At 54.8% G+C, this 22,421-nt stretch carries 18 protein-coding genes; 2 read left to right on the top strand and 16 right to left on the bottom strand.

Going from position 1 to position 22,421, the window contains the following annotated elements; all coding sequences use genetic code 11:
- The first annotated feature begins 68 nt into the window (after positions 1-68).
- Positions 69-836: a hypothetical protein gene (locus BM485_12865; GenBank protein ID OKY74721.1), complete on the top strand. Its 768-nt coding sequence runs from the start codon at positions 69-71 to the stop codon at positions 834-836.
- Between the two features lie 96 nt (positions 837-932).
- Positions 933-1,295, top strand: a complete 363-nt coding sequence (locus BM485_12860; GenBank protein OKY74804.1) for a hypothetical protein — start codon at positions 933-935, stop codon at positions 1,293-1,295.
- A 122-nt stretch (positions 1,296-1,417) separates the two neighbouring features.
- Here the strand turns inward: BM485_12860 and BM485_12855 are convergent, their stop codons facing one another.
- From BM485_12855 to BM485_12780, 16 genes are all read right to left on the bottom strand, one after another.
- On the bottom strand, positions 1,418-3,808 hold the full coding sequence (locus BM485_12855; protein ID OKY74720.1) for a sucrose synthase: 2,391 nt from the start codon (positions 3,806-3,808) through the stop codon (positions 1,418-1,420).
- 81 nt (positions 3,809-3,889) lie between these two features.
- The gene (locus tag BM485_12850; protein ID OKY74719.1) at positions 3,890-5,317 is read right to left on the bottom strand and encodes a hypothetical protein; all 1,428 of its coding nucleotides are present in this window, start codon (positions 5,315-5,317) and stop codon (positions 3,890-3,892) included.
- Positions 5,307-7,025 carry a hypothetical protein gene (locus tag BM485_12845; GenBank protein OKY74718.1) on the bottom strand — a complete coding sequence of 573 codons (1,719 nt, stop codon included), beginning with the start codon at positions 7,023-7,025 and terminating at the stop codon, positions 5,307-5,309. Before BM485_12845 ends, BM485_12850 begins: the two co-directional genes overlap by 11 nt.
- A 75-nt stretch (positions 7,026-7,100) precedes the next feature.
- Positions 7,101-8,279 carry a cell division protein FtsZ gene (locus BM485_12840; protein ID OKY74717.1) on the bottom strand — a complete coding sequence of 393 codons (1,179 nt, stop codon included), beginning with the start codon at positions 8,277-8,279 and terminating at the stop codon, positions 7,101-7,103.
- An 86-nt stretch (positions 8,280-8,365) separates the two neighbouring features.
- Positions 8,366-9,598: a cell division protein FtsA gene (locus tag BM485_12835; protein OKY74716.1), complete on the bottom strand. Its 1,233-nt coding sequence runs from the start codon at positions 9,596-9,598 to the stop codon at positions 8,366-8,368.
- 45 nt (positions 9,599-9,643) lie between these two features.
- Positions 9,644-10,474: a hypothetical protein gene (locus tag BM485_12830; protein OKY74715.1), complete on the bottom strand. Its 831-nt coding sequence runs from the start codon at positions 10,472-10,474 to the stop codon at positions 9,644-9,646.
- Between the two features lie 4 nt (positions 10,475-10,478).
- Entirely contained in the window at positions 10,479-11,432 is a 954-nt protein-coding gene (locus BM485_12825) for a UDP-N-acetylenolpyruvoylglucosamine reductase (protein ID OKY74803.1), read from the bottom strand.
- Between the two features lie 157 nt (positions 11,433-11,589).
- Positions 11,590-12,963, bottom strand: coding sequence for a UDP-N-acetylmuramate--L-alanine ligase (locus BM485_12820; GenBank protein ID OKY74714.1), 1,374 nt, complete (start codon positions 12,961-12,963; stop codon positions 11,590-11,592).
- A gap of 51 nt (positions 12,964-13,014) precedes the next feature.
- A complete protein-coding gene (locus BM485_12815; GenBank protein OKY74713.1) occupies positions 13,015-14,112 on the bottom strand; it encodes an undecaprenyldiphospho-muramoylpentapeptide beta-N-acetylglucosaminyltransferase in 1,098 nt (365 codons plus the stop codon).
- Between the two features lie 13 nt (positions 14,113-14,125).
- On the bottom strand, positions 14,126-14,308 hold the full coding sequence (locus tag BM485_12810; protein ID OKY74712.1) for a hypothetical protein: 183 nt from the start codon (positions 14,306-14,308) through the stop codon (positions 14,126-14,128).
- Between the two features lie 122 nt (positions 14,309-14,430).
- Positions 14,431-15,822, bottom strand: coding sequence for a UDP-N-acetylmuramoylalanine--D-glutamate ligase (locus BM485_12805; GenBank protein OKY74711.1), 1,392 nt, complete (start codon positions 15,820-15,822; stop codon positions 14,431-14,433).
- A 5-nt stretch (positions 15,823-15,827) separates the two neighbouring features.
- Entirely contained in the window at positions 15,828-16,907 is a 1,080-nt protein-coding gene (locus tag BM485_12800) for a phospho-N-acetylmuramoyl-pentapeptide-transferase (protein ID OKY74710.1), read from the bottom strand.
- A gap of 12 nt (positions 16,908-16,919) precedes the next feature.
- Complete coding sequence (locus tag BM485_12795) at positions 16,920-18,323, bottom strand: UDP-N-acetylmuramoylalanyl-D-glutamate--2,6-diaminopimelate ligase (GenBank protein ID OKY74802.1); 1,404 nt, start codon at positions 18,321-18,323, stop codon at positions 16,920-16,922.
- Positions 18,324-18,430: 107 nt separating this feature from the next.
- Positions 18,431-20,020: a UDP-N-acetylmuramoyl-L-alanyl-D-glutamate--2,6-diaminopimelate ligase gene (locus BM485_12790; protein ID OKY74801.1), complete on the bottom strand. Its 1,590-nt coding sequence runs from the start codon at positions 20,018-20,020 to the stop codon at positions 18,431-18,433.
- Positions 20,021-20,027: 7 nt separating this feature from the next.
- Positions 20,028-22,028, bottom strand: a complete 2,001-nt coding sequence (locus BM485_12785; protein ID OKY74709.1) for a hypothetical protein — start codon at positions 22,026-22,028, stop codon at positions 20,028-20,030.
- Complete coding sequence (locus BM485_12780) at positions 22,029-22,400, bottom strand: hypothetical protein (GenBank protein OKY74708.1); 372 nt, start codon at positions 22,398-22,400, stop codon at positions 22,029-22,031.
- Positions 22,401-22,421 lie beyond the last annotated feature (21 nt).

Below are 22,421 nucleotides of genomic sequence, written 5' to 3'. Positions count from 1 at the left end.
GCATCTGCTTCAAGCCCTTCCGCCCATGATGCGGGAGAAACCGTTAACCTGTCACAGGAGATCATGAAATGAAGAAAGAAAACAATCAGTCAAATGAAGTCAATGTGAGCCGGAGAAATCTTTTGGCTGAAACCGGGAAAATCGCGGTCGGCGCCGCTCTTCTCTCAGCCGGTGGCGGGTTGCTCAACAGAGCCGGCGCCGCTGATGCGCCGAAGCAGACTCCTTGGGGATATGTCAAACTTGACCCTCGGAAAACGGCCGATCTGGCCTATGAAAACTGGTACAAGCATTACTGCTGTTACGCGGTTACCGCCGCCATCGTCGACCAGCTTCGAGAAAAAGTCGGCGGCGCTTACCAGCATCTGCCGGCCGAGGCTTTTATCTGGGGCCACGGCGGCGCGGTTGGCTGGGGCACTCTCTGCGGCACCCTGAACGGCGCGGGAATTGTCACCAGTTTCGCCGCCGGCAAGGAAGGCGAAGCAATTTTAAACGATGTCATCGCCTGGTATGGCGACACCGAACTGCCGATATACAAACCGGCAAATCCCAAGGCCACCTTCAAAAGCACCAATATCAGCGACTCGCCGCTTTGCCATGTGTCAGTTGGAAAATGGATGAAGAAAGAAGGGGTGTCCCTCAAGAGTCCGGAACGAAAAGACCGCTGCGCCCGGGTTGCGGCGGATGTTGCATATCACACCGTGGTTCTGCTCAACAAATGGGCGGACGGAACGTACGAAGCGGAACACGGTTCGCAATCAGCGGAATACGGCATTACCGCCCAGAACAACTGCACGGAATGTCATGGCAATGACGTCCCCGAGCCCAAGGAAATATAACCAGGGATGAAGGTCGGACATGGGTTGTACGTTGCAATGTCGCCGCTCCGCATGTCCGGCCTTTTCTTTTCTATTTTTACCTACCAAGGAGAAAACATGATCGAACTGACAGCTGTTGCAGAAAAAAAGATAAAACAATACCTGACAGAAAACAACATTGATTCAGCGGTGCGCGTTTTTGCCATGAACGGTTGTTCCGGACCATCACTGGGGCTTTCTCTGGACGAGCAGAAGGAAGGCGACAGTGTCACGGAAATAGGCTCGCTGCGAATTCTCATCCGCAGCGACCTGACCGACATGTGCGGAAAGGTCAAAATCGACTTCATTGAGCCTTCCCGTTCCGGATGCGGTTGCGGGACAGGTGCCGGCGGTGGCTTTTCCCTTTCCTCCGAACGACCCCTTCCCCATTCCGGCGGAAGTTGCGAAGGCACCTGTTCGAGCAAGAGTTGTGGCTGCTAAACAAAACCCTTTCCTTTCCCACGGCACTGGAGAACACTCTGAGCAAAAGCAGTCGCCCGGAAGATTTCCATATCCGGGATCAGTGTGTTCTCTTTGCCTTTCAATGAGACGCAGGAAGTGTTTTAGGGGACGCCGAGGGTCGCCGCCTGCCTTTTGAATTGCAGGTTATAAAACATTTCAAGATATCTTCCGGTTTCCTGCCGCTCCAGATTGGTGGCGAACTTCCAGAACCCGTAGATACAGGAGAGCGACACCAGCCGGTTTGCATAACGCGCCCAGGTATATTTCGCCTGCACCCGGTTTATCGCTCCCTGGGAGAGGGCATGCCAATATGCCTCATCGGTTTCGCATTGTTCAAAAAATTCGGCAATGATTTCCGCCGCCCGTTCGCCATGGTTCGGATCGATATGAAACCCGGAGACCCCGTTTTCGATAATTTCCAGCGGCCCGCCATATCGAGTGGCAAAGGTGGGCAGCCCCGAGGCCATGGACTCGATCACCGTCAACCCGAAGGCCTCGAAAAAAGCAGGCTGCACAAATGCACCGCGGCGATCGGCGATATAGCGGTAAATTTCGCCGGACAGGTTCTTTTCCAGACGCACCCCGAGCCAGCGCACCTGATTGTCAAGACCATACCGGTCAAAAAGATCGTGCATCAATCGGATCTGCGCCTGCTCTTCATGGTCGGATGACAGGGCGGGATCTATTGCCCCACCGACCACCAGCAGATTTGCCTGGCTGCGCAGCCGCTCACTTTCGCCATACCACGCAACAAGTCCGGTCAGATTTTTGATTTTATCCAGTCGGGCCATGGTGAACAGTAACGGCTTTTCCGGGTCCGCCAGCATGCCCCGCCCATCCGGTCTGTCCGCCCCTCCAAACAAAAGCTCACTGATCTCATCATGCAGGTGGCCATGGCGTCGCTCTTCATCAAAATAGGGAAAATAGACATCCTCATCCGCGCCGGGCGAAACGATGTTGAACTTGGGATCAAAAACATCAATACCGTCAATCACCCGATAGAGGCCGGGCATGGTAAAGGTGGCATAACTTTCATACTGGCCTACGATCGCTTCACTTCCGGCTATTTCCTGATAGGTGCTGGTTATGATGAAGTCAGCCGCATTCATGGCAATGAGGTCGGCGGTAAACTGACAGGAAAAATGATATTTTTCCTCCATGTCCCGCCAGTAGAGAGCTGAAAAGAGATATTTGGTCTTCTCCAAGGCATGGGCGATATTACACTGGGTGACCCCCAGGGCATGAGAAAGAAGATAGGCCACCAGATTGCCGTCCGAATAGTTGCCGATAATCAGATCAGGACGACAACCGAGCTCCGATATTATTTCTTCCTTCACATCAGCGGCAAAGCGTTCGAGAAACGGCCAGATTTCAAAACGGGAAATCCAGTGCGGAATCACTTGGCCTGTCGCGCTGCGGAAAGGAACGCGAAGAATGTGCACGTTTTCCGTGCCAAAAACCTTTTCCACCCGCTGATCACAGGTGGTTTCACCCGCCTCGGGAATCAATCGGGTAACAATGAGAATGCGGGGAATCACATCAAGTCCCTGCTCATGGATCCGTCGGCGCATCTCCTTCTCCAGAGCCCTGACCTGATCGAGGATATAGACCACTTGTCCGCCGGTATCCGGCAGGCCCAACACGTTTTCCTGCCCGAAATAGCCGTGGGGCGAGAGAATAACGATATTGAAAATCATGGGAATGCGGCTGAAGAATTTTTCAATGGCCCGATAATCCGGTGCTTCCAGTATGTCGGCCAGCAGACTGAAATTTTCGGCAATTCGTTTTCCCGTTCTTCCCCAGCCCGGTTCAAAGCCTATTTTACCTAAAAAACCAGCGAGTTCGGACCATGGCGTCTCTTCACCGAATTTTTCAAGATGCTCCATGGCCAGTCGAAGAGAATTCTGCAGGGATTCGACACTGTTTATCTGATTGCTGATCATGAAGGGAACGCCCTGGTGGCTGTGCACCCGCAGAAAGGACAAAATCAGCTCATCCCCCCTGGTCAGATCATGCGAAAGCCTGCCGCTTAATCGCCGATTCAGGTACTCAACGCCGCGGCCGATGGAGCGTGTCTGGCTCATTTTCGGGAAATTCCGCTCAAATGGCCCCAGATCGATTTCCAGCTGCCAGTCTCCGCTGTGACAGCCGACAACACTCTCCTTGACGCGGAGAAATTCTGCGATGGTGATCTCGTTTACGTCCAGGGTTTCAAGATGGAAACGGAAATATTGCCAATGGGCGACACGGGGCCGCACCTCAAAACAAAACCACGGGTGGACCACGGTGGCCTCCTGGGTCTTGGAAATCATTTCCGCCAGAGGGGAATCAAGGTATTCGCCGGCACAATACTCCCGACAAAAAACTTTGCATTCGTCCCACAAATCGGAATGAAGGAAAAGGGTTTTGCCGCTTTTGCGATAACGGTCAAAAAGCGCGGCTACAGTTTCTCTGTTTTGACTGATGAATTGGGCCAGGTCCCTGGCAAGCATTTCTCCTCCTTTTGTTTTAAGATGACGACCAGCGGACATTGAATGTTCAAAAAGGTACCACATGCTCCCGGCTGAAACAACTCAGAAGGGAAATTCAATGACGAATTCCGTTCCCTGCCCCTCCTCGCTCACCACGGAAATTTTCCCATGATGGCCGTCAATGATATTTTTAACAATGGCGAGCCCTAAACCGGTCCCCCTGTTTTTCTTCGTATAAAACGGAGTGAAAATCTGGGCAATCATCTCGGCGGACATGCCCGATCCCGTGTCGGCGACTGTTACCACGACTCTTTTCTTCTCAGGGGCCAGGCAGCTGGTGATAAATATCGCCCCCCCTTCCTCCATTGCCTGGACCGCGTTGACCAGGATATTGAGAAACGCCTGGTACAGCAGATCAAAGTCTCCCTGAATTTTCGGCAGATCCTCCCCGTAATTCGCCTGGACCTCAATATCCAGACTCCGGAACTCCTGCGCCATGAAATCCAACACCCTGAGCAGCACCTCGTTGATGTTCATTTCCTTTAAAAGGGGCTGCTGGGGACGGGCGAAGTCCAAAAATTCACGGACAATGCGATCCAGCCGACTTGTTTCCTGAACAATGATATCCGCCAGATGTCCGTTTTCCGGCGCTATTTTGCCGAGCCTTTTCCCCAGGATCTCCGCCGTGCTCCTGATAATGCCCAGTGGATTTTTTATCTCATGGGAAACCGATGCCACCATCTTGCCAAGCGACGCCAACCGTTCCGCATGATTCAGCTTGACTTCCAGCCTGCTTCGCTCGTCGGCCCTGGCCTCGATGATACGATCAGCCCTGGCAACGATAAAACGCAGGGCCAGAAAGAGTCCGCCCATGATAACAAAAGAAGTCAAAATAATCGTCAACTGCAACTGGATCAGATCCTCGACCTCATCGGTCAGGTCTTGAACGATCTCGATGACCCCCATGACATCCCTGGTGGGGCTGAACGGTTTTTCCTTCCGCAGGGGAATAAAGGTTCGCAACTGGCATGCGGTTTTGTCCGACCCCCACAGGAAATTAAAAAGAGGGCCTTTTATTTTGAGCGCCGAGATGCTTTCCCCATTGAGTGCCCGCTGGTACTCCTGCTGGCCGACACCTTTCTTGCCGACAAGTTCGCTGATGGTGCTGTAGGAAATCTGATTTTCCTTTTTGGAAAAAATGGTGACGGAATGAATGTTCATCCCATGGGTGGCACTGCGGACCACCCGGTCGAGCTGTTGAAACTGCCGGGGATCTTCCACGGCGATCTGACGGTTCTGCAAGGCAAGGGGCAGCACAAACTGCTGAAAAACCTGATGCCCGATATTTTCCGCCAAAACCATGGTATATGCCTTACTGCGCTCAAGCAGAACATTTTTGGCATAATTTGAAATAACAAAAGAAAGCACCAACGAGGTGACAAGAATCACCCCCAGACTGGTAAAGGAGAAAAACTTCACCAGCCGGAACGGCTTCAGGTTGACCATGTCGCCGTCCGTATTATTTACCATGACACACTCCGCAACGTCTGCATTTGACGGTATCACAGGCAGCCGTCTTTTTTGCAACGAGCGCCCTTTGATATTCAGCCCACAGGTAGTCCCGCCTGACCCCGTGATCAACCACGTCCCACGGAAAAACCTCATCGCGCTGCCGGGACCGGGTATACTCCTCCGCGTCAACACCATGCAGCCGGAAAAGTTGGCGCCAGTTTTTCTCCGACGCAGCCAAATGCAGGAGCAAGCCTCCCACCCTTCTGTCACCACGAGCCAGCACCGCCTGAAAAAAAGCGTTGTCCGGCTTGTCGACATTCAAATGGAGATTTGACTGACCCGAGAAACGGCCGCGCAGGTACTGAATTTTTTTCTTCAATGCGGGAACACCGGCAAATTGTGCGTATTGAAAAGGGGTCCAGGCCTTGGGCACAAAACAGTTGAGACTCACCGTCAGGGCGGCAAGCAGCCCCCTCGCCCTGCCCACCCCGCCGATTCGCTCGCGGATCCTGAAGGTGAAATCAACAAGCTCTTCGAGATCCTCATCCGTTTCCGTGGGCAGACCCACCATAAAATAAAGCTTTAAATTGGTCACCCCCGCCCCCACCAAAAGCTCGGCGGCACGGAGCACGTCTTCCTCGGCAAGCCCTTTGTTGATAACCCGCCGCAGCCGTTCCGAGCCGCCGTCCGGGGCGATGGCCGCTGTTTTCAAACCGCTTGCCCGCAACAGTGAAACAAGTTCCGGGCCCAGGGCGTCCGCTCGCAGCGAGGAAAAGGAAAGAGAACAGGAGGAACCGATCAATGTCTCGGCAAGTCGGGCCAGCTCATGCGGCCGGGCCATTTCCATGCCGAGCAGTCCGACCCTCTGTACCTCATCGCCTTTTTCAGCCAGGGCCGCGGTTATGGCCTCGACATCCCACAGCCTCGGCGGACGGTAAACAAATCCCGCGGCGCAAAAACGGCAGCCCCGGCTGCAGCCGCGTCCCAGTTCAATGAGAAAAAGATCGGAAAATTCCGTGTCCGGCGTCAGCAACTGGGAGTGCCCTGCTGTTCCGCAATCCGATAACGTGGCCTTGCGCACCGGAAACGGGACATTATGCCGAACGGAAATTGAGGCGAGTCGCCCGTCATTGCCGGAAATCATCTCATAGAAACGCGGGACGTAACAGTTCCCGACATTTTTCGCCATATCAACAAGCAACTCTTCCCGACCGGCAAAACCTTTGTCCCGAGCGACAAGCAGCCTTTCCAGCACCGCGCCCAGCACCGGTTCGGCCTCGCCGAGCACAAACATATCGATAAAGGGGGCCAGGGGTTCGGGGTTGATGAAGGTTGCGACACCACCGGCAATAACCAGCGGATTTCCCGGTTCAATTCCGCCCGCGCTGTCCCGAGCCGCAGCCAACGGTGCAATGCCGCCTTTGACAAGCAGCCGGATGAGATTGACATAATCCTGCTCAAAACTGAGTGCGCAGAGAATAACGGGAAAATCGGATACGGGACGGGAAGATTCGATTGACCGGGGAGCAGCTGCTCCCTCCGGCAGAAAGATCCGTTCGCAGACAATGGCGGGATGCTCATTGACAAGACGGTAGACAAGCTGCATGCCCAGATTCGACATGCCCAGCCTGTAAACATTGGGAAAGAGAAGCGCGACCGGCAGCCTTCCCGTCCACTTTTTGCGAATGGTGCCGGTTTCGTGGACTGACGGGCTATAGCCTCTCATGCAAATCTCTACAAGCTGTGTGTTGTGTTCACCTGAAAAGACTTCGACGTCATCTCTTCACCGACAAAAAAACGGTTAATTTTCGTTGCGGCGCATGAATGTCGGCTCGTCCAGTTCATCCTCGTCGAATATGTTGATCTTATAGGATTTTTTTTTGGGCTCCTGGGACATAAAACCGTTTACCGTCTGAGGAAGCTTTTCCTCGTTGACAAAGGAGAATTTGCCGTTCACCGGTTTGACCTCCGGTTTTTTCACCAGTTGGGTCACTTTTTCCGGCAGGGGTTCAAGCTCCTCTTCCACCCGGATACCGGTGGCAACCACGGTCACCCGCAGCTCATCGCCCAGGGAATCATCAAAAATGACGCCCAGGATGATGTTGGCATCATCATGCACTTCTTCATAAATCTTGCTGGTGGCCTCGGTCACTTCCGCCATGGTCAAGGTATCCTCCCTGGCGGAAATATTCACCAGCACACCCTTGGCCCCGTCAATACTGATGTCCTGCAGCAACGGGCTGGCTATGGCCATATTGACCGCCTCAATCGCCCGGTTTTCACCCACGCTTACCCCGGCCCCCATCAGCGCCGGACCCATTTCGTTCATCACCGTGCGCACATCGGCGAAATCAGGGTTGATATAGCCGGGCAGGTTGATGAGATCGGTGATCCCCTTGACCGCCTGCACCAGCACATTGTCGGCCATTTTCATGCCGTCGAGAAATTTGGTGTTTTTCTGGGTCAGGGAAAGAATACGGTCATTGGGAATGGTGATAATGGTGTCCACATGTTTTTTCAGCTGCTCCCAGCCGGCCTCGGCATTTTTCATCCGCGCCTTGCCCTCGAAAACAAAGGGCTTGGTTACGACCGCCACGGTCAGCGCGCCCAGCTCCTTGCTCATCTTGGCCACAATGGGTGCAGCGCCGGTGCCGGTGCCGCCGCCAAGTCCGGCGGTGATGAACACCATGTCACAACCTTTCAAGCAGCTGCGGATGGCATCGAGACTCTCTTCCGCGGATTCCCGGCCTTTCTCCGGTTTCGCCCCTGCGCCCAGGCCTTTGCTGACCGTGGGACCGAGCTGCAGTTTGATATCCGCCTTGGAATGTTCCAATGCCTGCAAATCCGTATTCGCGGCAATAAATTCAACACCCTGAAGTTTGCTTTCAACCATGGTGTTCACGGCGTTTCCCCCGCCGCCGCCAATGCCGAAGACCTTAATCTTGGCCCGCGATGATTCTTCCGCCATTTTGAACTCCATACCGACCCCCTTCTCACTTATGCCGCCCAACATTGCCACCCCTAAAAAGAGACATCATCCATGATACAACTAAACCACTAACATCTCTATATTATTTTTCCGAAAAGACCTTTAATTTTTCTGGCCAGCCCGCCTATCCCCTTTGTACCACGATCCCTGATGCCTCTTTCGTTCTCGCACTTCATGCCGTATATCACCAGACCGACCCCGGTGGCGCATTGCGGCGTGTTGACCACATCAGTCACTCCGCCGATATTGCGCGGATAGCCGATGCGGACCGCCAGGTCGAATATCTGTTCAGCAAGATCGGAAATATGGGTCAGCATTGCCGTGCCGCCGGTCAGGACAAGCCCGGCGTTCACCATATGCTTGGTGCCGGAATTGACCAGTTCGTGGTTGATCAGACTGAGCATCTCCTCCACCCGGGGCTCCAGTATTTCGCCCATTACCCGTTGGGACAGCTTGCGCGATTTCCTGCCCCCGACACTGGGCACTTCGATCGCCTGATCTTTATCGATCATGGAAGAAACGGCACAGCCGTAATTTTCCTTCAACTTTTCCGCGGCCTTTAAAGGCGTCCGCAGTCCGATGGACAGATCATTGGTCAGATTGTGCCCGCCGATGCCGAGCACATAGGTGCGCTGAATGCAATTTTCCGCAAACACCGCCAGATCCGATGTTCCTCCTCCGATATCAATCAATGCCACGCCCAGCTCTTTTTCTTCCGGGGTCAGCACCGCTTCAGCCGAGGCAATGGGTTCCAGCACGACATCATCGACTTCCAGTCCCGCCCGATTGCAGCACTTGATGATATTGTGCACGGCGGTCACCGAACCGGTGACGATATGCACCTTCGCCTCCAACCGCACCCCGGTCATCCCCAGGGGATCCTGAATGCCTCCCTGTCCGTCCACCTTGAATTCCTGGGGCAGAACATGAATGACCTCCTGATCCTGTCCCAGGGGAATCGCCTTGGCGTTTTCAACCACCTTATCGATTTCTTCCTGGCGAATCTCCCGATTCTTCACGGCAATGACGCCGTCACTGTTAACTCCGGTGACGTGACTGCCGGCAATTCCCACATAAACGGACGAGATATTGCACCCGGCCATCATTTCCGCTTCCGCCACCGCTTTTTTAATGGAATTGACCGTGCTTTCAATATTGACGACGACCCCTTTGCGCAGCCCGACGGAAGGGTGCGTGCCGACGCCGATTATATCAACCTGATTATCGAGCACCTCACCGACAACGGCACAGATTTTCGTCGTGCCGATATCGAGACCGACAACCAATTCCCCTCTTTCCTGATTCGCCATATTGTTCCTCAAAACGCAGCCTTATCTTCTCCCAAATCGAGCGATTCAGGATTCAGCAAAACGAACGAGCACCCGGTTTTGTTTTTTCTCTTCAGAATCAATGCCCGCCATGTAATTCAAATCAATAAACGTGGCCTGCTCAAATTGATTTTTCCGATAGATCCAGGAAAGCACACGGGTTAATTGACTATATTTCTTTTTCATCTCCCCGCTGCCGAGCCATATCGGGAAGGCGTTGTCCGCCATGAAAAGAACGAGTCCCCCTTCCGGCGTCACGTGAATCTCCGAAATATTTTGTTTCGGCAGCGTCACCGAGCCGTTGCCGGCCAGAAAAATAAACTGCAACGCCTCCCGCAGCCTTTCCTGCCCGTTATTTTCCCCTTCCCATTTTTCCAGGCCGGTTATAACCGGAAAATCATGGTCATCCTCGGGCGTCGCCTCGGCAAACACCTCGCCGTTGCCGTCAACATAGAAAAGCCCTGCTTTCTTGCTTACCAGGGCAACGGCCACCCGCTCCTTGATGACGACAGACACCTTGTTCGGCCAGTTTCTCGCGACCTCGGCTTTTCCAATCCAGTCCTGCTCTTCAAGCTGCTTCCGGATGCGACCGGTTCGTATTGCCCACAAATTCGTCTGCACGTCAAGCCCTGTGCAGGCAAGAATCTGGGTTGCCGTCATTCGTTCACAGCCGGAAACCTTCACCTCTTCGATCTGAAAAAAAACAGTCCGGCTGAGGCCCTGGTATGCGGCAAAAAGAAAGACGACAACGACACAAACCACGCCCAAGCCAACACCCGCCGTTTTCAGCAGATGCTCCCCGGACCAGCTTTTTTCCCCGGCCCGCTGTACCTGCAATCCTCTTTTTGTTCTTTTCATGGCATCATTCTTCCACAGCAAGAGAGCGTAAAGAAGGCATGACGCATTCCATGCCCAGCATTCTGACTTCCGGCTCAAGCCACACACCGGATTGTTCTTTCACCTTCGCCTGCACAAGCTCCATCAGCAGCACGATTTCGCCGGCCGTCGCCCCGCCGGTGTTGACAATGAAATTGGCATGAACCGGCGAGACCATGGCCGCACCCACCGACACACCTTTCAGCCCCGCCTCATCAATCAGCTGCCCGGCGGATTTACCCTTGCACGGATTTTTAAAAAACGAACCGCCGCTTGCCACCATGTGCGGCTGCCGCTCCTTGCGCAATTCCTGGTAATGCACGCACCTGCCCCGTATTGTTTCCGGATCATCCGACTGCAGGCGAAAATAGCCTTCCAGGGCTATTATTCCTTTTTTTTCTCCCCATGTCCGGTAGGCGAAGTGCATTTCTTCGGTTTTTTTCACCGAGCAGCACCCCCTGCCGTTCATCACCGTCACCAGGGCGAGAACATCTTTCATTTCTTTTTGCCACGCCCCGGCATTCATCACGATCGCACCGCCGACGCTGCCGGGAATTCCAACGGCAAACTCCAGGCCGCTCAATCCATGCCGCGCCGTCCAGTTGACCAGCCGACCCAGGCCGCAGCCCGCTTCCACCCGGACAAGCGCCCCATCCGCATACTGGTGGTCCACCTCAATGGCCCCGTAATCACGACCAAGGACAATCACCACGCCCTTTACCCCTTGATCCGCCACCAGCACATTACTGCCGCGGCCAAGCAAATGCCAGGGAACATTGATTTTTCGCAAACCCTGAATGAGCAGCGAAAGTTCATTGCGCCCCCGGGGAAAAACAATCGCTTCAGCCGGGCCGCCGACCTTGAAGGTGGTGTAAGCAGCCATGGAGGCATTCCAGTGAACCTCGCCGTTCCAGAAATCAGCTATCCCGTCGTTGAACAGGTCGGCCCAGTCCGGTTTTTTTGCTTCATTGCCGGCAGGCGAGGTCGTTTCGCCTTCATTAACCCCGCGTGTCTTTACTCCACCCATATGCCTTCGACCTCTGCATTTGCCTGATCCGACGCCGTCCCGGCAACCACCGGCAAAACACAATCACCGCTCAGGACAATGCGGCGACAATCTGCTCACCGGCCTGCCAGATATCACCGGCTCCCAGGCTGAGCACGACATCCCCTTCTTCCAGCACGGGCAGTACCAACGCGGCAACATCATCAATCTTTTCCGCCAAAAAGACCTGACGTTGTCCATGCTCCTTGATCCCGACCATCAGGCTTTCCGCAGTGACTCCCGGGATGGGCTTTTCACTGGCAGGATAAATTTCCGTCAAAAAAAGCACATCCGCATCATGAAAGGCGGTACAGAACTCCTTGAACAGTCCCTGCGTGCGCGAATAACGATGCGGCTGAAACATGACGACAATTCGGCGGCTCGGCCAGGCATCGCGGATGGAGGACAGTGTCGCCTTGATTTCCGTCGGATGATGGCCGTAATCATCAATAACCGTTATTCCCCGGACGTCACCCTTAATCTGCAGACGCCGCTGCACCCCGGAAAACGAGGCAAGGGCTTCCACTATTCGGGCAAAGGGAATCTGCAGCTCCAGACCGACCGCCAGGGCGGCAATGCTGTTCAACACATTGTGCCTGCCCGGAAATGCCAGTCGCACCTCACCCAGCACCTCGCTGCCCCGGCAAACCTCGTAACGGGTGGTCAATCCTTCCGTCCTGATCAAGCGACCGCTGTAATCCGCCTGAGTCGTCAACCCATAGGTGATAACCCTTTTCTTGATATGCGGCAGCAGCGAGGCGATATTGTCGTCATCAAGACAGACCACGGCCACTCCATAAAAAGGAATCTTGTTGATGAACTCCAGAAAAACGTGCTTGATTTGATGAATATTTTCATAAAAATCAAGATGTTCCAGATCAATGTTGGTTACCACCTCAATCACCGGCGAAAGCTGGAGAAAAGAACCGTCGCTTTCATCCGCCTCCGCCACCAGAAACTCTCCTTCGCCAAGCTTGGCATTGGTGCCGAGGCTGTTGACCTTTCCGCCGATCACCACCGTCGGGTCAAAACCTGCCTGGCCGAGAATCCAGCCGACCAGGGAGGTGGTGGATGTCTTGCCGTGGCTGCCGGCCACGGCAATACCGAATTTCTTAAGCCGCATGAGCTCAGCCAGCATTTCCGCCCTGGGGATTACCGGAATAAAGGCCGCGCGCGCCGCGATCACCTCCGGATTGTCTTCTTTCACTGCCGAAGAAATAACCACCACATCGGCATTTTCCACCCATGCCCCTTCATGGCCTTTATGGATCCTGCCGCCGAGAGCAGCCAGTCTTCTGGTGATGTCGGTTTCACGCAGGTCGGATCCGCTCACCTTGTAGCCGAGATTCAGGAGCAGTTCGGCGATGCCGCTCATACCGATGCCGCCGATGCCGACAAAATGAATATGTTTCGTTTTATTATACAATGTTTTATTTAACCCAGTCGCCGATTCGATACCGGCGCGTTTGCATTCATCTTATTGTATGAGGTTCACACACTGCGCAACAATTTCCCCTGTCGCATCGGGCCGGGCGAATTTTTTTGCCGCCCGCCCCATTTGGGCCATTTTTTCCGGGTCATTGATCAGTTTGCCGATGGCATCGGCCAGTTTTCCCGGGGTCAACGCATCCTGGTCAAAAAGCTGCGCAGCCCCACCCCGCACCAGATATTCTCCGTTTTTGCGCTGATGATCATCCGCAGCAAAGGGATAGGGAATGAGGATCATGGGCAGTCCAAACAGGGTCATTTCGGCAAGCGATGTGGCTCCGGCCCGGGACACCACCAGATCGGCCCCGGCGTACAAGCCCGCCATATCGTCAAAAAAAGGCGCGACCTCCGCCTCAACCCCGTTCTCTCTGTAGCCCTCGCCAACCATTATTTCATCCGCCGGCCCGGTTTGGTGGATAATCTTCAAACCCTCCATCGTGCCCTTCATCAACAACTCCATGGCCTCCACCATCAGGGTATTGATCCGATGCGCGCCAAGGCTGCCGCCGAGTACCAGCAAAGTTTTCTTTTTTCTTACCGGAAGTGCCGCTGCAGCAGCCCTCATCAATTCTTGCCGCAACGGGTTGCCGGTCAATACGCATTTTTCCGGGGGAAAATATCGTTCACTGCCCGGAATGGAAAGAAAGACCCGATCAACCATTCTGCCCAGCTTGCGATTTGCCATGCCGGGAACAGAATTCTGTTCATGAATACAGGTCGGAACCCCCAGAAGTCTTGCCGCCAGCAACACCGGACCGGTCACGTATCCTCCCACGCCCAGCACTACCCGCGGCCGGAATGCGCGCATCAGCCGTGCCGCGGCAAATGTCGCCAGGGGGAGCTGCACCATTGCCGACATTTTCTGCCAAAGGGATTTCCCCTTTAAGCCGGCGCAGCGAATTGAGGTTTTCGTGAACTTTTTCCCGGCCAGCACCCGTTCATCGGTGGGACGTCCGGTGCCGACAAAAAGCACCTCGCTGCCTGGATACCGCGCCATGACCTCTTCGGCCACCGCTATGCCGGGAAAAAGATGACCTCCGGTTCCTCCGCCGCTGACAACAATTCGAATCTCCCTCCGCCCCATCATGGTTTGCTTCTTTTCACATCCGCAAGTCGGCTGTTTTTTCAAGCCTGTACTCAAAAGCCATTTTTATTTCCGCCATGGTTTCCTGGTAGCAGTTCGGGCAATATCCATATGAAAAATTTTTCTCATTTTCATCCTTGATCGGCACCCACCGCCCCTCACGTTCATTTCGCCTGCAGCGACAGCATATTTTTTCCATTTTCCCCTTCCCAGTGACACAGCATCATTTTTCAGTTACACTTCGGTCATTTTTCAATTGCGTCCCGGTGGTCATTTCTCAAACGACCACTGCCGAGCTGCAAAAACATGCAAACAAACCAATCAGCTCCGTTCATGCAAACGTTTCACTTCAAGCTGAAATTTTTCCCCCCTGTCCGCATAACTTTTAAACATATCAAAACTCGCACAGGCCGGTGAAAGAAGCACGGCATCACCGGTTTGCGCGGCACGGCAGGCTTTTTCCACCGCATCACGCAGGCTGTCCGCCATTTTTATCTCCGTCAGTCCGGCCAATGAGTGCGCCATTTTCTCCCGGGCCTCGCCGATGAGCACCATTGTTTTCACCCTGGCGCGAATGCTGTCGGCAAGATAACGGTAATCACCACCCTTATCTCGTCCCCCGGCGATAAGTATCACCGGCTGGGTCATGCCGTCCAGGGCCGATTTCACCGCCCCGACATTGGTGGCCTTGGAGTCGTCGATATAGGTCACCCCGTTTATTTCCGCCACCCGGTAAAGTCGATGTGCCGGACGCTGGAAGCGCAGCAGACCTTCCTGCACAATTTCCGGGGAACAGCCCATCAACCTGGCGGCAAGCACCGCTGCCATGGCATTTTCACTGTTCGGCGATTTCCCGAGACTTTCCGGCAACCGATATCTTTCCCCCTCCATGGTGCCGCGCAGGACGATCTCATTCTCCTCCGCTCCGGCGCAGGCGCCGTTTCCGTCGTCAAGTTTGTGTCCAAACCAGAATTTTTCCGCCGTCACGGAAAAATTCGGCAGGTTACGCAAGGTTTCCCGATCGTCAACATTGAGAATGGCGGCATCATCCGGCTTCTGATTCATGAAAATTTTCATTTTCGACGCAGCATAATCAGCGTACGATGCATACCGGTCAAGATGATCCGGACTGATGTTCAACAACAGCGCCACACCTGGCCTGAAGTCTCCCGCCGTATCGAGCTGGTAACTGCTCACCTCCAGCACCGCCACCTCTGCATCCTGCTCCCCCAGCAGGTATTCGGTGAGCGGAGTTCCGATGTTGCCCCCGAGAAATACCTTGCGGCCTGCGAAAACCAGCAAGTCGTTGATCAACTGGGTAACGGTTGTTTTCCCGTTGGTGCCGGTCACGGCGACAATCGGTATTTGCAGAAACGCCGCAGCCATCCCCAGTTCGCCTATTATCTCCTTGCCCGCCGTCCGGGCGGCGCAAAGCTCTTTCATATCCAACGGCACTCCGGGGCTGACCACGATAAAATCAGCTTCAAGAAAGTGCGCCGGGCTATGACCGCCCGTTTCACAGGGCACCTTATTGACCAGCAACCAATCGACCAGCTCCCTGTCAAGGGAAGTTTCCGGCGACTTTTCACTGAGCATTACCCGCGCGCCCATTTTATGCAGCATTTTCAGGGCGGCGAATCCGGATTTTGCCGAACCGACCACCAGAACCTTGCAACCGGCCGGATTCTTTTTCAATTTATCTATCAATTCCATCGATGTTACCTGAGCTTCAAGGTTGCCAGGGCCATCAGGCCGAGGATGATGGAAATGATCCAAAAGCGGATCACCACTTTCGGCTCCTGCCAGCCTTTTTTTTCAAAATGGTGATGGAACGGCGCCATGAGAAAAATCCTTTTGCCGCCGGAAATCTTGAAATAACCGACTTGAAGGATGACGGAAATCGCTTCCATGACAAAAACGCCCCCCACCAGCACCAGCAAGATTTCCTGCTTGGTGATAACCGCCACGATACCGAGGGCGCCGCCGATGGACAAAGAACCCACATCCCCCATGAAGACCTGGGCGGGAAATGCGTTGAACCAGAGAAAACCGAGACTTGCCCCGGCCAGGGCCCCGCAGAAAACAGTCACTTCGCCTGCTCCGTGCACAAAAGGAATCTGCAGATAAGCAGCCAGCCCCGCATGCCCGGCCAGATAGGAAAAAAGCAGGTAGACGCCGCTTGTCACCACCGTGGGGCCGGTGGCCAGACCGTCAAGTCCGTCGGTGAGGTTGACGGCATTGGATGCCCCGGCAACCACCAGCACCATGAACAGCAGGTAAAACCAGCCAAGTTCCGGTTGGATGTCCTTTAAAAAAGGAAAACTCAGCGAGGTATCAAAACCCGGCTGATTCAACAAAATTGCCCCGACCGTCATTGCTCCGGCTATCTGCAGCACCATTTTCGCCTTGCCGCTCAGCCCCTTGCTGTTCTTCTTTTTTATCTTCCGGTAGTCATCGATGCCGCCTATTGCCGCATACCAGAGGGTCAGCGCCAGTATCAACCAGACATACAGATTGGTCAGATCAACCCACAGCAGGGTGGACATCGTTACCGAACCGATGATGAGCAATCCACCCATGGTCGGTACCCCGCGTTTGCTGAAATGGGATTCCGGCCCGTCATCCCGCACCACCTGTCCGACCTGCCTGCTCTTCATGAAGGCGATAAACCGGGGTCCGAGGATGATGGTAATCAGAAACCCGGTGACAATAGCGCCGATACAACGGAAGGTAATGTACCGAAATACATTAAATCCGCCGAACAGGGTATGAAGAGGATAAAGCAGATGATAAAGCATGGCTTGCCGCGCTTAGAGTCTCTTGTCGAGCTGCTCGATAATGGTTTCCATCCTCATGCCCCGTGATCCCTTGACCAGCACATAATCTCCTTTTTCCAGTTCGCCCAGGGCGATCAGCTTGACGATGGAATCAACGATCTCCTCCTTGCTTTCCAACTGCCGGGCCTGCTTCATGGTCATTCGTGCATCCAGCGCCCCTTCGACCACCTTCCTGGCAAACTCGCCGATGGCAAAAAGATAATCAAACCCTTTACAGGCTACCGTTTCACCCAAGCGGCGGTGCTCCTTTTCGCTCTCGCTGCCCAGTTCCAGCATATCACCCAGCACGGCAACAATTTTTCTGTTTTTCTTCATCCCCTTCACCGCGTTCAAGGCGGCGAGCATGGAGGAAGGATTGGCGTTGTAACAGTCATTGACCACCTTCAGCCCGCCGACGTTTACCACCTGCAGACGTTTGTCATAAGGCATGAATGCAATCAGTCCGTTGACTATCTGCTCCATGCGGCATCCGGCCGCATGCGCCATGGCTGCCGCGGCCAGCGCATTGCCGACATTATGCTCGCCGAGGCCGTGCAGATGAATGCGGTTTTTGCACTGTCCGACATGCAGGGTAAAGAGCATTCCTTCTTCGCCGAGATTCTTGACGTGGGTGGCCCGGATAAATGCCTTGCGGGTCAAACCGAAGGTGATCTGTTCCTGGGGGCATTCCCTGGCCAGCTCACGCACATGCTTGTCATCGACATTGACACAGAACTTGGCCCATGTCTTGCCGCCCCGGAAGAGTTCCCCCTTGGCCCTCGCCACCCCATTGATGGTCCGCAGTCCGGCCAGATGCGCGCCCTGGACATTGATGATGCAGGCGATATCAGGGTCGGCTATCTCCGTCATCCTGGCAATTTCCCCGGGCCGGTTCATCCCCATTTCCAGCACCGCCACGTCATGGCGGGAATCGACCCGCAGCAGGGACAGCGGCATGCCGATGAGATTGTTCAGGTTGCCTTCGGTTTTCAGCACATTGTATTCCTGCTTGAGAATCGACGCGCACATCTCCTTAACCGTGGTTTTGCCGGAACTGCCGGTTACGGCAATGACCTGCAGATTAGCCATCAGCGCCCGGCGGTAAGCGGCGAGATCACCCAGGGCCCGCAGTGGGTCCGGCACCAGAATGACCGGCACCGGCACGGCCATTTCAGGAACCGACCCGACAACAATTCCAGCCGCTCCTTTTTTTATCGCTTCCGGAATGAACTGCTGCCCGTCAAAGCGATCACCGGACAATGCAAGAAAAAGATCCCCCGGCTGCAGCGTCCGGCTATCGGTGGAAATTGCCCGAAACTTGGCATCGGCCGGGCCGGAAACAAACCGCCCTCCCGTGGCCATCAACACCTGGCTTAATGACCAGACCGGATCCTGCATCGTATTAAACCCGTAGCCGAAATCTGTAATCGACCGGCCGGTTGCATGCCGGCAAAACTCTTTCTCCGGACTTCTTCCAAGTTCCATGACCCATTCTCCTTTTTCACTTATGCTGCTTTTCCGGTTTTACGCAGCTGCTCTCGGGCCTGCTGCCGGTCATCAAAAACAAACTTTTTGTCGCCAATGATCTGATAGCACTCGTGTCCCTTGCCGCTTATCAGGACGACATCACCTTTGGACGCGCCGCATACGGCAATCCTGATCGCTTCCGCCCGGTCCTCGACAACATCATACCCCTTGCGGTCGACGGTCTGGAGAAGCCGCGCCGCGTCGATCTTCTCCAGACCGACCAGGCGCACCCCTTTTTCTATTTCCTCAAGAATCCCGGCAGGAGCTTCACTGCGGGGATTGTCCGAGGTGATCACCACCACATCCGCCATGCGGCCCGCGACATTCCCCATCAGCGCTCGCTTTCCCCGATCGCGATCCCCGCCGCAGCCGAAGACGACGATCAACCGGGCAGGATTGAGTTCCCGCAGGGTTTGCAGCACCTTTTCCAGGGCATCCGGCGTATGGGCATAATCAACAAATACCGAGAATTCTTCCTTGCCGGCCTGTCCATCCCCTTCATCGGCAACCACCCTTTCCAGCCGACCGGGAACCCCATGAAGCCGGCCGATTCCAGAGCTGATTGCAGTCGGCGCAAAACCAAGGGCCACTCCGCAACCGATGACCCCAACGATATTTTTGAGATTAAATTCTCCCACCAGCGGACTCTTCACCGCGAGCGTCCATGCCGGCGCAGCGACATGGGCGGTTATACCCTGCAGATCAAAATGAAATTGTTCGACTGCGATGTCGCCTGCTCCGATTCCGCAGGTATAACATTTGCGGCCCGATTGCCCCAGCACATCAGTCAACCTTTCGATCCAGCCCGCCTGACCCGACATTGCTTGCGGGTCGCTGTCCAGAACAAGCACCCCGCGCCCGCCATTTTTCAGATAATCGGCAAACAACTTTTCCTTGGCGCAGAAATAATTTTCCATGGTGCCGTGAAAATCGAGATGATCCCTGCTGATGTTGGTGAAAAGCGCCACGTCAAAAAGCAAGCCGTTGACCCGGTGCTGGGCCAGGGCATGGGAAGAAACCTCCATCACCACGTGGGTGACCCCGGCTTCCCGCATCCGCCAAAGCAGCTTCTGCAGCTCCACCGGCTGCGGCGTGGTGAGCGATGCCGGGGTTTCATGCCCCTGGAAACGCACGGCAACGGTGCCGATGACTCCGGGGGTGCCGCCGCTTGCCCGGATCACGGATTCCAGCAGATAGCTGCTGGTGGTTTTGCCGTTTGTTCCGGTGATTCCGATCATGGTCATCCGACTGCCGGGATAATCATAAAATGCAGCGGCAAGAATGCCAAGTGCCTGGGAGGTATCCTTCACTCGAATCATCGGCACCGTCCAGTCTTCCCGCATGTCCTGCGATACAAGAACCGCGGCACACCCGTTTTCCAACGCGTTTCCGATATAGCGATGACCGTCCACCCGCATGCCGGCAACGGCGACAAACAGCATTCCCGCCCCGGCAGCGCGGGAATCATCCGTAATGCCGCTTATCATGACCTGATCCGCGCCATTCGGGCAGGATATGCCGAGGGCCTCGCAAAGCGTGCCCAGTGTCTTCCCCAGCGTTTTTTCCATGAACAACCTACTTTGACTCCGCCTGCAACACGACCACGCTTCCCTTCCGCACCCTGCTTCCCTTGGGCGGATGTTGTCGTGTTACCGCGCCTGACCCTTCAACCACCACTTTGACGTGATAGCGATCCAGCTCCTGCAGCGCCTTGCGCAGGCTCATGCCGCGCAGGTCAATCATAACGTCCTTTTCTTTGTCCTCGGCCGGTTTGACTTCCCCGCCGATCCTCCCCCCCTGGCGGAGCCATTCCTGAAACAGCGATTCCCGTGACGTTTTCAAGGAGACCGCGCGGCGACCTTCTCTTTGCATATGGAGCCTCAACGCCTTTTCCATGAAAATGGTTGCATGCTGTTTAAACGGGGAGAAACCCTCGATATCAACCCGGGCATCATCGGCAAGCAGCAGCAGGACAAGTTGCGGCACCGATGCGGGGGCGGCTGCCAGGACGACGCCGTTACAGCGGATACTTTTGGGAATCCTGCCGCCTTTGACCGGTGTTTGCGCACCAGGGATCGGGGTAACCGCATGCGGAATGGAAGCGATTGCTCCCTCCTGCTCCTCCGATGCAGAGTCGTTTTTCACCGGCTGCAGCATCTCCGCGGTCAGTACGTTCGCGCCCCGCGGCATTGATTCACGCAAAAAACGAATAAGGTCACGGCTCGCTTCCGCGCCTATGACCTTATTTTCCCCGGCAGATGCCTGCCATTTTTCCTCCTGCCCCTCATTTGCAATCGATGCCTTCATGAAATGCGGCACAATTTTGTCACCCCCATTCAGCATCGAGGCAAACAGACACAAATGTGAAATTCCGGTTTTTTCCCCGCCGTTACTGCCCGGCAAATCAATGGTGCATCCCCCCGTATCGTCAAAATAATCGTCAAAATCGCTCAGTGTTGCGACAGCCTCCTCGGACAAAGCACCGGCCAGCCACTCCGATACATATCCGCCATCAGGGAGCTCCACCCACTCCGGCTTCAGCGGCCCGCCGTGAACTATTTTCATTTTCCGCGGCACCAGATGTTTGATTTCATCCGCCTCGCCGGGTTCCGATCCGTCGAGAGAGATGTTCTCCTCAAAGGCTGCACCGACTTTAAAAATCATGGACAGCATGCCCGGCTCCACCACGCCGGAAAGCAGTTTGTCTTCCCGGTCCATCGCGCCGCCGGAGACTTCCATGTCGACAAAGGAAGGAAATCTGCTCCAGGCCAGCACCTCGCCGGTCCGCGCGTCCATCAGCAGGGAATTCACCCCGGTGCGGTTGTTCGCCGATTCGCCATCGTGCCCCGTTATTTTTTCCAGCAGTTGGGCCATTTCCTGCTCCAGAAGCTTCTGGATTTTCACATCAAGGGAAAGAAGCAGATCCTTGCCCTTTGCGCCCTGTTTTCCACCCGTGCCCTCCGGCGGAACGCCGAACAGCAAGCCGTCATAAAAATATTCGATGCCGGACAGGCCGTGCCCGTCTTTCACTTCACCGATGATATGGGCCGTTTCCTGACGATGCGGATAATACCGTTGTTCCTGTTCATAAAAATAAACGCCGGGAAGCTTCAACTCCCGAACCTGACGAGCCTTTTCAGGCGGGATATATTTTACCAGCCACTTGTAGCTCCGTTGGGTTTTCACTTCAGTGAGCACCCTTTGCTCATCAAGATCAAGCGCTCTTGCCAGCTTCAGGACGGTTTTTTCGATATCATCAAATTCCAGCGGCTTGACATAAATTGAGTTGACATTGAAACTCAGGGCCAGTTCATGATAATTCCGATCGAAAATCGTTTTGCGCTTGACCTCATCCTTCCCGGCCGGCACGGCGACCTTCTTTTCCTGCCGGCCCACCGGCTTCACTTCGGGAGCAGGCGCATTGTCCCGGCTGAAATACCACCAGACCAGCAGGGAAGCTACTGCTGCCGCGGTAATGACGCCCAGCATGATCAGTCTTTTTTTATTTTCCGCCTGCCTGTCTTTTTCTCCTCTTTTCCGCCAGCCGTCAAGAATGGGGCTTCTGCCTTTTTTCATCTACCTCGGCACCCTGACAACAAGCCCACCCCCAAGATCCTTTTCATCCGGTGGATACAGAGCAAGCCTGCTCGCGGCAACCACCTCAATGCGACTGCGGGAAAAAAGTTTGTTTTTTTGCCCGATCAGCTCAGAGTGTTGCTTCTGCAGTTCCTGTTTTCTCACCATTTCGGCGGCCATGTCCCCCAGTCCGCGTTTTATGCTCCAGGAAAACCAGCAACTGCCCACCAAAGCCATGAGGGTGGCGGCGATTACCACCCCGCCGCACAACTTCCAGAACCAGCCGTTCAAGACCACATCCCGGCTTACTTTTTGCCGGACAACTCTTCTGCCGATGGCGACCCCATACCGTGACGTATACCCTGTTATCATTTCTCCTCCCCCTTCTGCCTT

The sequence above is a fragment of the Desulfobulbaceae bacterium DB1 genome, from assembly GCA_001914235.1.
Taxonomy (GTDB): Bacteria; Desulfobacterota; Desulfobulbia; order Desulfobulbales; family SURF-16; genus DB1.
The sequence above is the reverse complement of the archived record's forward strand: the minus strand, read 5'-3'. Positions and strand labels throughout refer to the sequence as shown.

Bases quoted from the DNA above. Each gene is read 5' to 3' on its own strand.
- BM485_12865 (OKY74721.1), top strand. From the start codon at position 69: ATGAAGAAAGAAAACAATCAGTCAAATGAAGTCAATGTGAGCCGGAGA.
- BM485_12860 (OKY74804.1), top strand. From the start codon at position 933: ATGATCGAACTGACAGCTGTTGCAGAAAAAAAGATAAAACAATACCTG.
- BM485_12855 (OKY74720.1), bottom strand. From the start codon at position 3,808: ATGCTTGCCAGGGACCTGGCCCAATTCATCAGTCAAAACAGAGAAACT.
- BM485_12850 (OKY74719.1), bottom strand. From the start codon at position 5,317: ATGGTAAATAATACGGACGGCGACATGGTCAACCTGAAGCCGTTCCGG.
- BM485_12845 (OKY74718.1), bottom strand. From the start codon at position 7,025: ATGAGAGGCTATAGCCCGTCAGTCCACGAAACCGGCACCATTCGCAAA.
- BM485_12840 (OKY74717.1), bottom strand. From the start codon at position 8,279: ATGGAGTTCAAAATGGCGGAAGAATCATCGCGGGCCAAGATTAAGGTC.
- BM485_12835 (OKY74716.1), bottom strand. From the start codon at position 9,598: ATGGCGAATCAGGAAAGAGGGGAATTGGTTGTCGGTCTCGATATCGGC.
- BM485_12830 (OKY74715.1), bottom strand. From the start codon at position 10,474: ATGAAAAGAACAAAAAGAGGATTGCAGGTACAGCGGGCCGGGGAAAAA.
- BM485_12815 (OKY74713.1), bottom strand. From the start codon at position 14,112: ATGATGGGGCGGAGGGAGATTCGAATTGTTGTCAGCGGCGGAGGAACC.
- BM485_12810 (OKY74712.1), bottom strand. From the start codon at position 14,308: ATGGAAAAAATATGCTGTCGCTGCAGGCGAAATGAACGTGAGGGGCGG.
- BM485_12805 (OKY74711.1), bottom strand. From the start codon at position 15,822: ATGGAATTGATAGATAAATTGAAAAAGAATCCGGCCGGTTGCAAGGTT.
- BM485_12800 (OKY74710.1), bottom strand. From the start codon at position 16,907: ATGCTTTATCATCTGCTTTATCCTCTTCATACCCTGTTCGGCGGATTT.
- BM485_12795 (OKY74802.1), bottom strand. From the start codon at position 18,323: ATGCAGGATCCGGTCTGGTCATTAAGCCAGGTGTTGATGGCCACGGGA.
- BM485_12790 (OKY74801.1), bottom strand. From the start codon at position 20,020: ATGGAAAAAACGCTGGGGAAGACACTGGGCACGCTTTGCGAGGCCCTC.
- BM485_12785 (OKY74709.1), bottom strand. From the start codon at position 22,028: ATGAAAAAAGGCAGAAGCCCCATTCTTGACGGCTGGCGGAAAAGAGGA.
- BM485_12780 (OKY74708.1), bottom strand. From the start codon at position 22,400: ATGATAACAGGGTATACGTCACGGTATGGGGTCGCCATCGGCAGAAGA.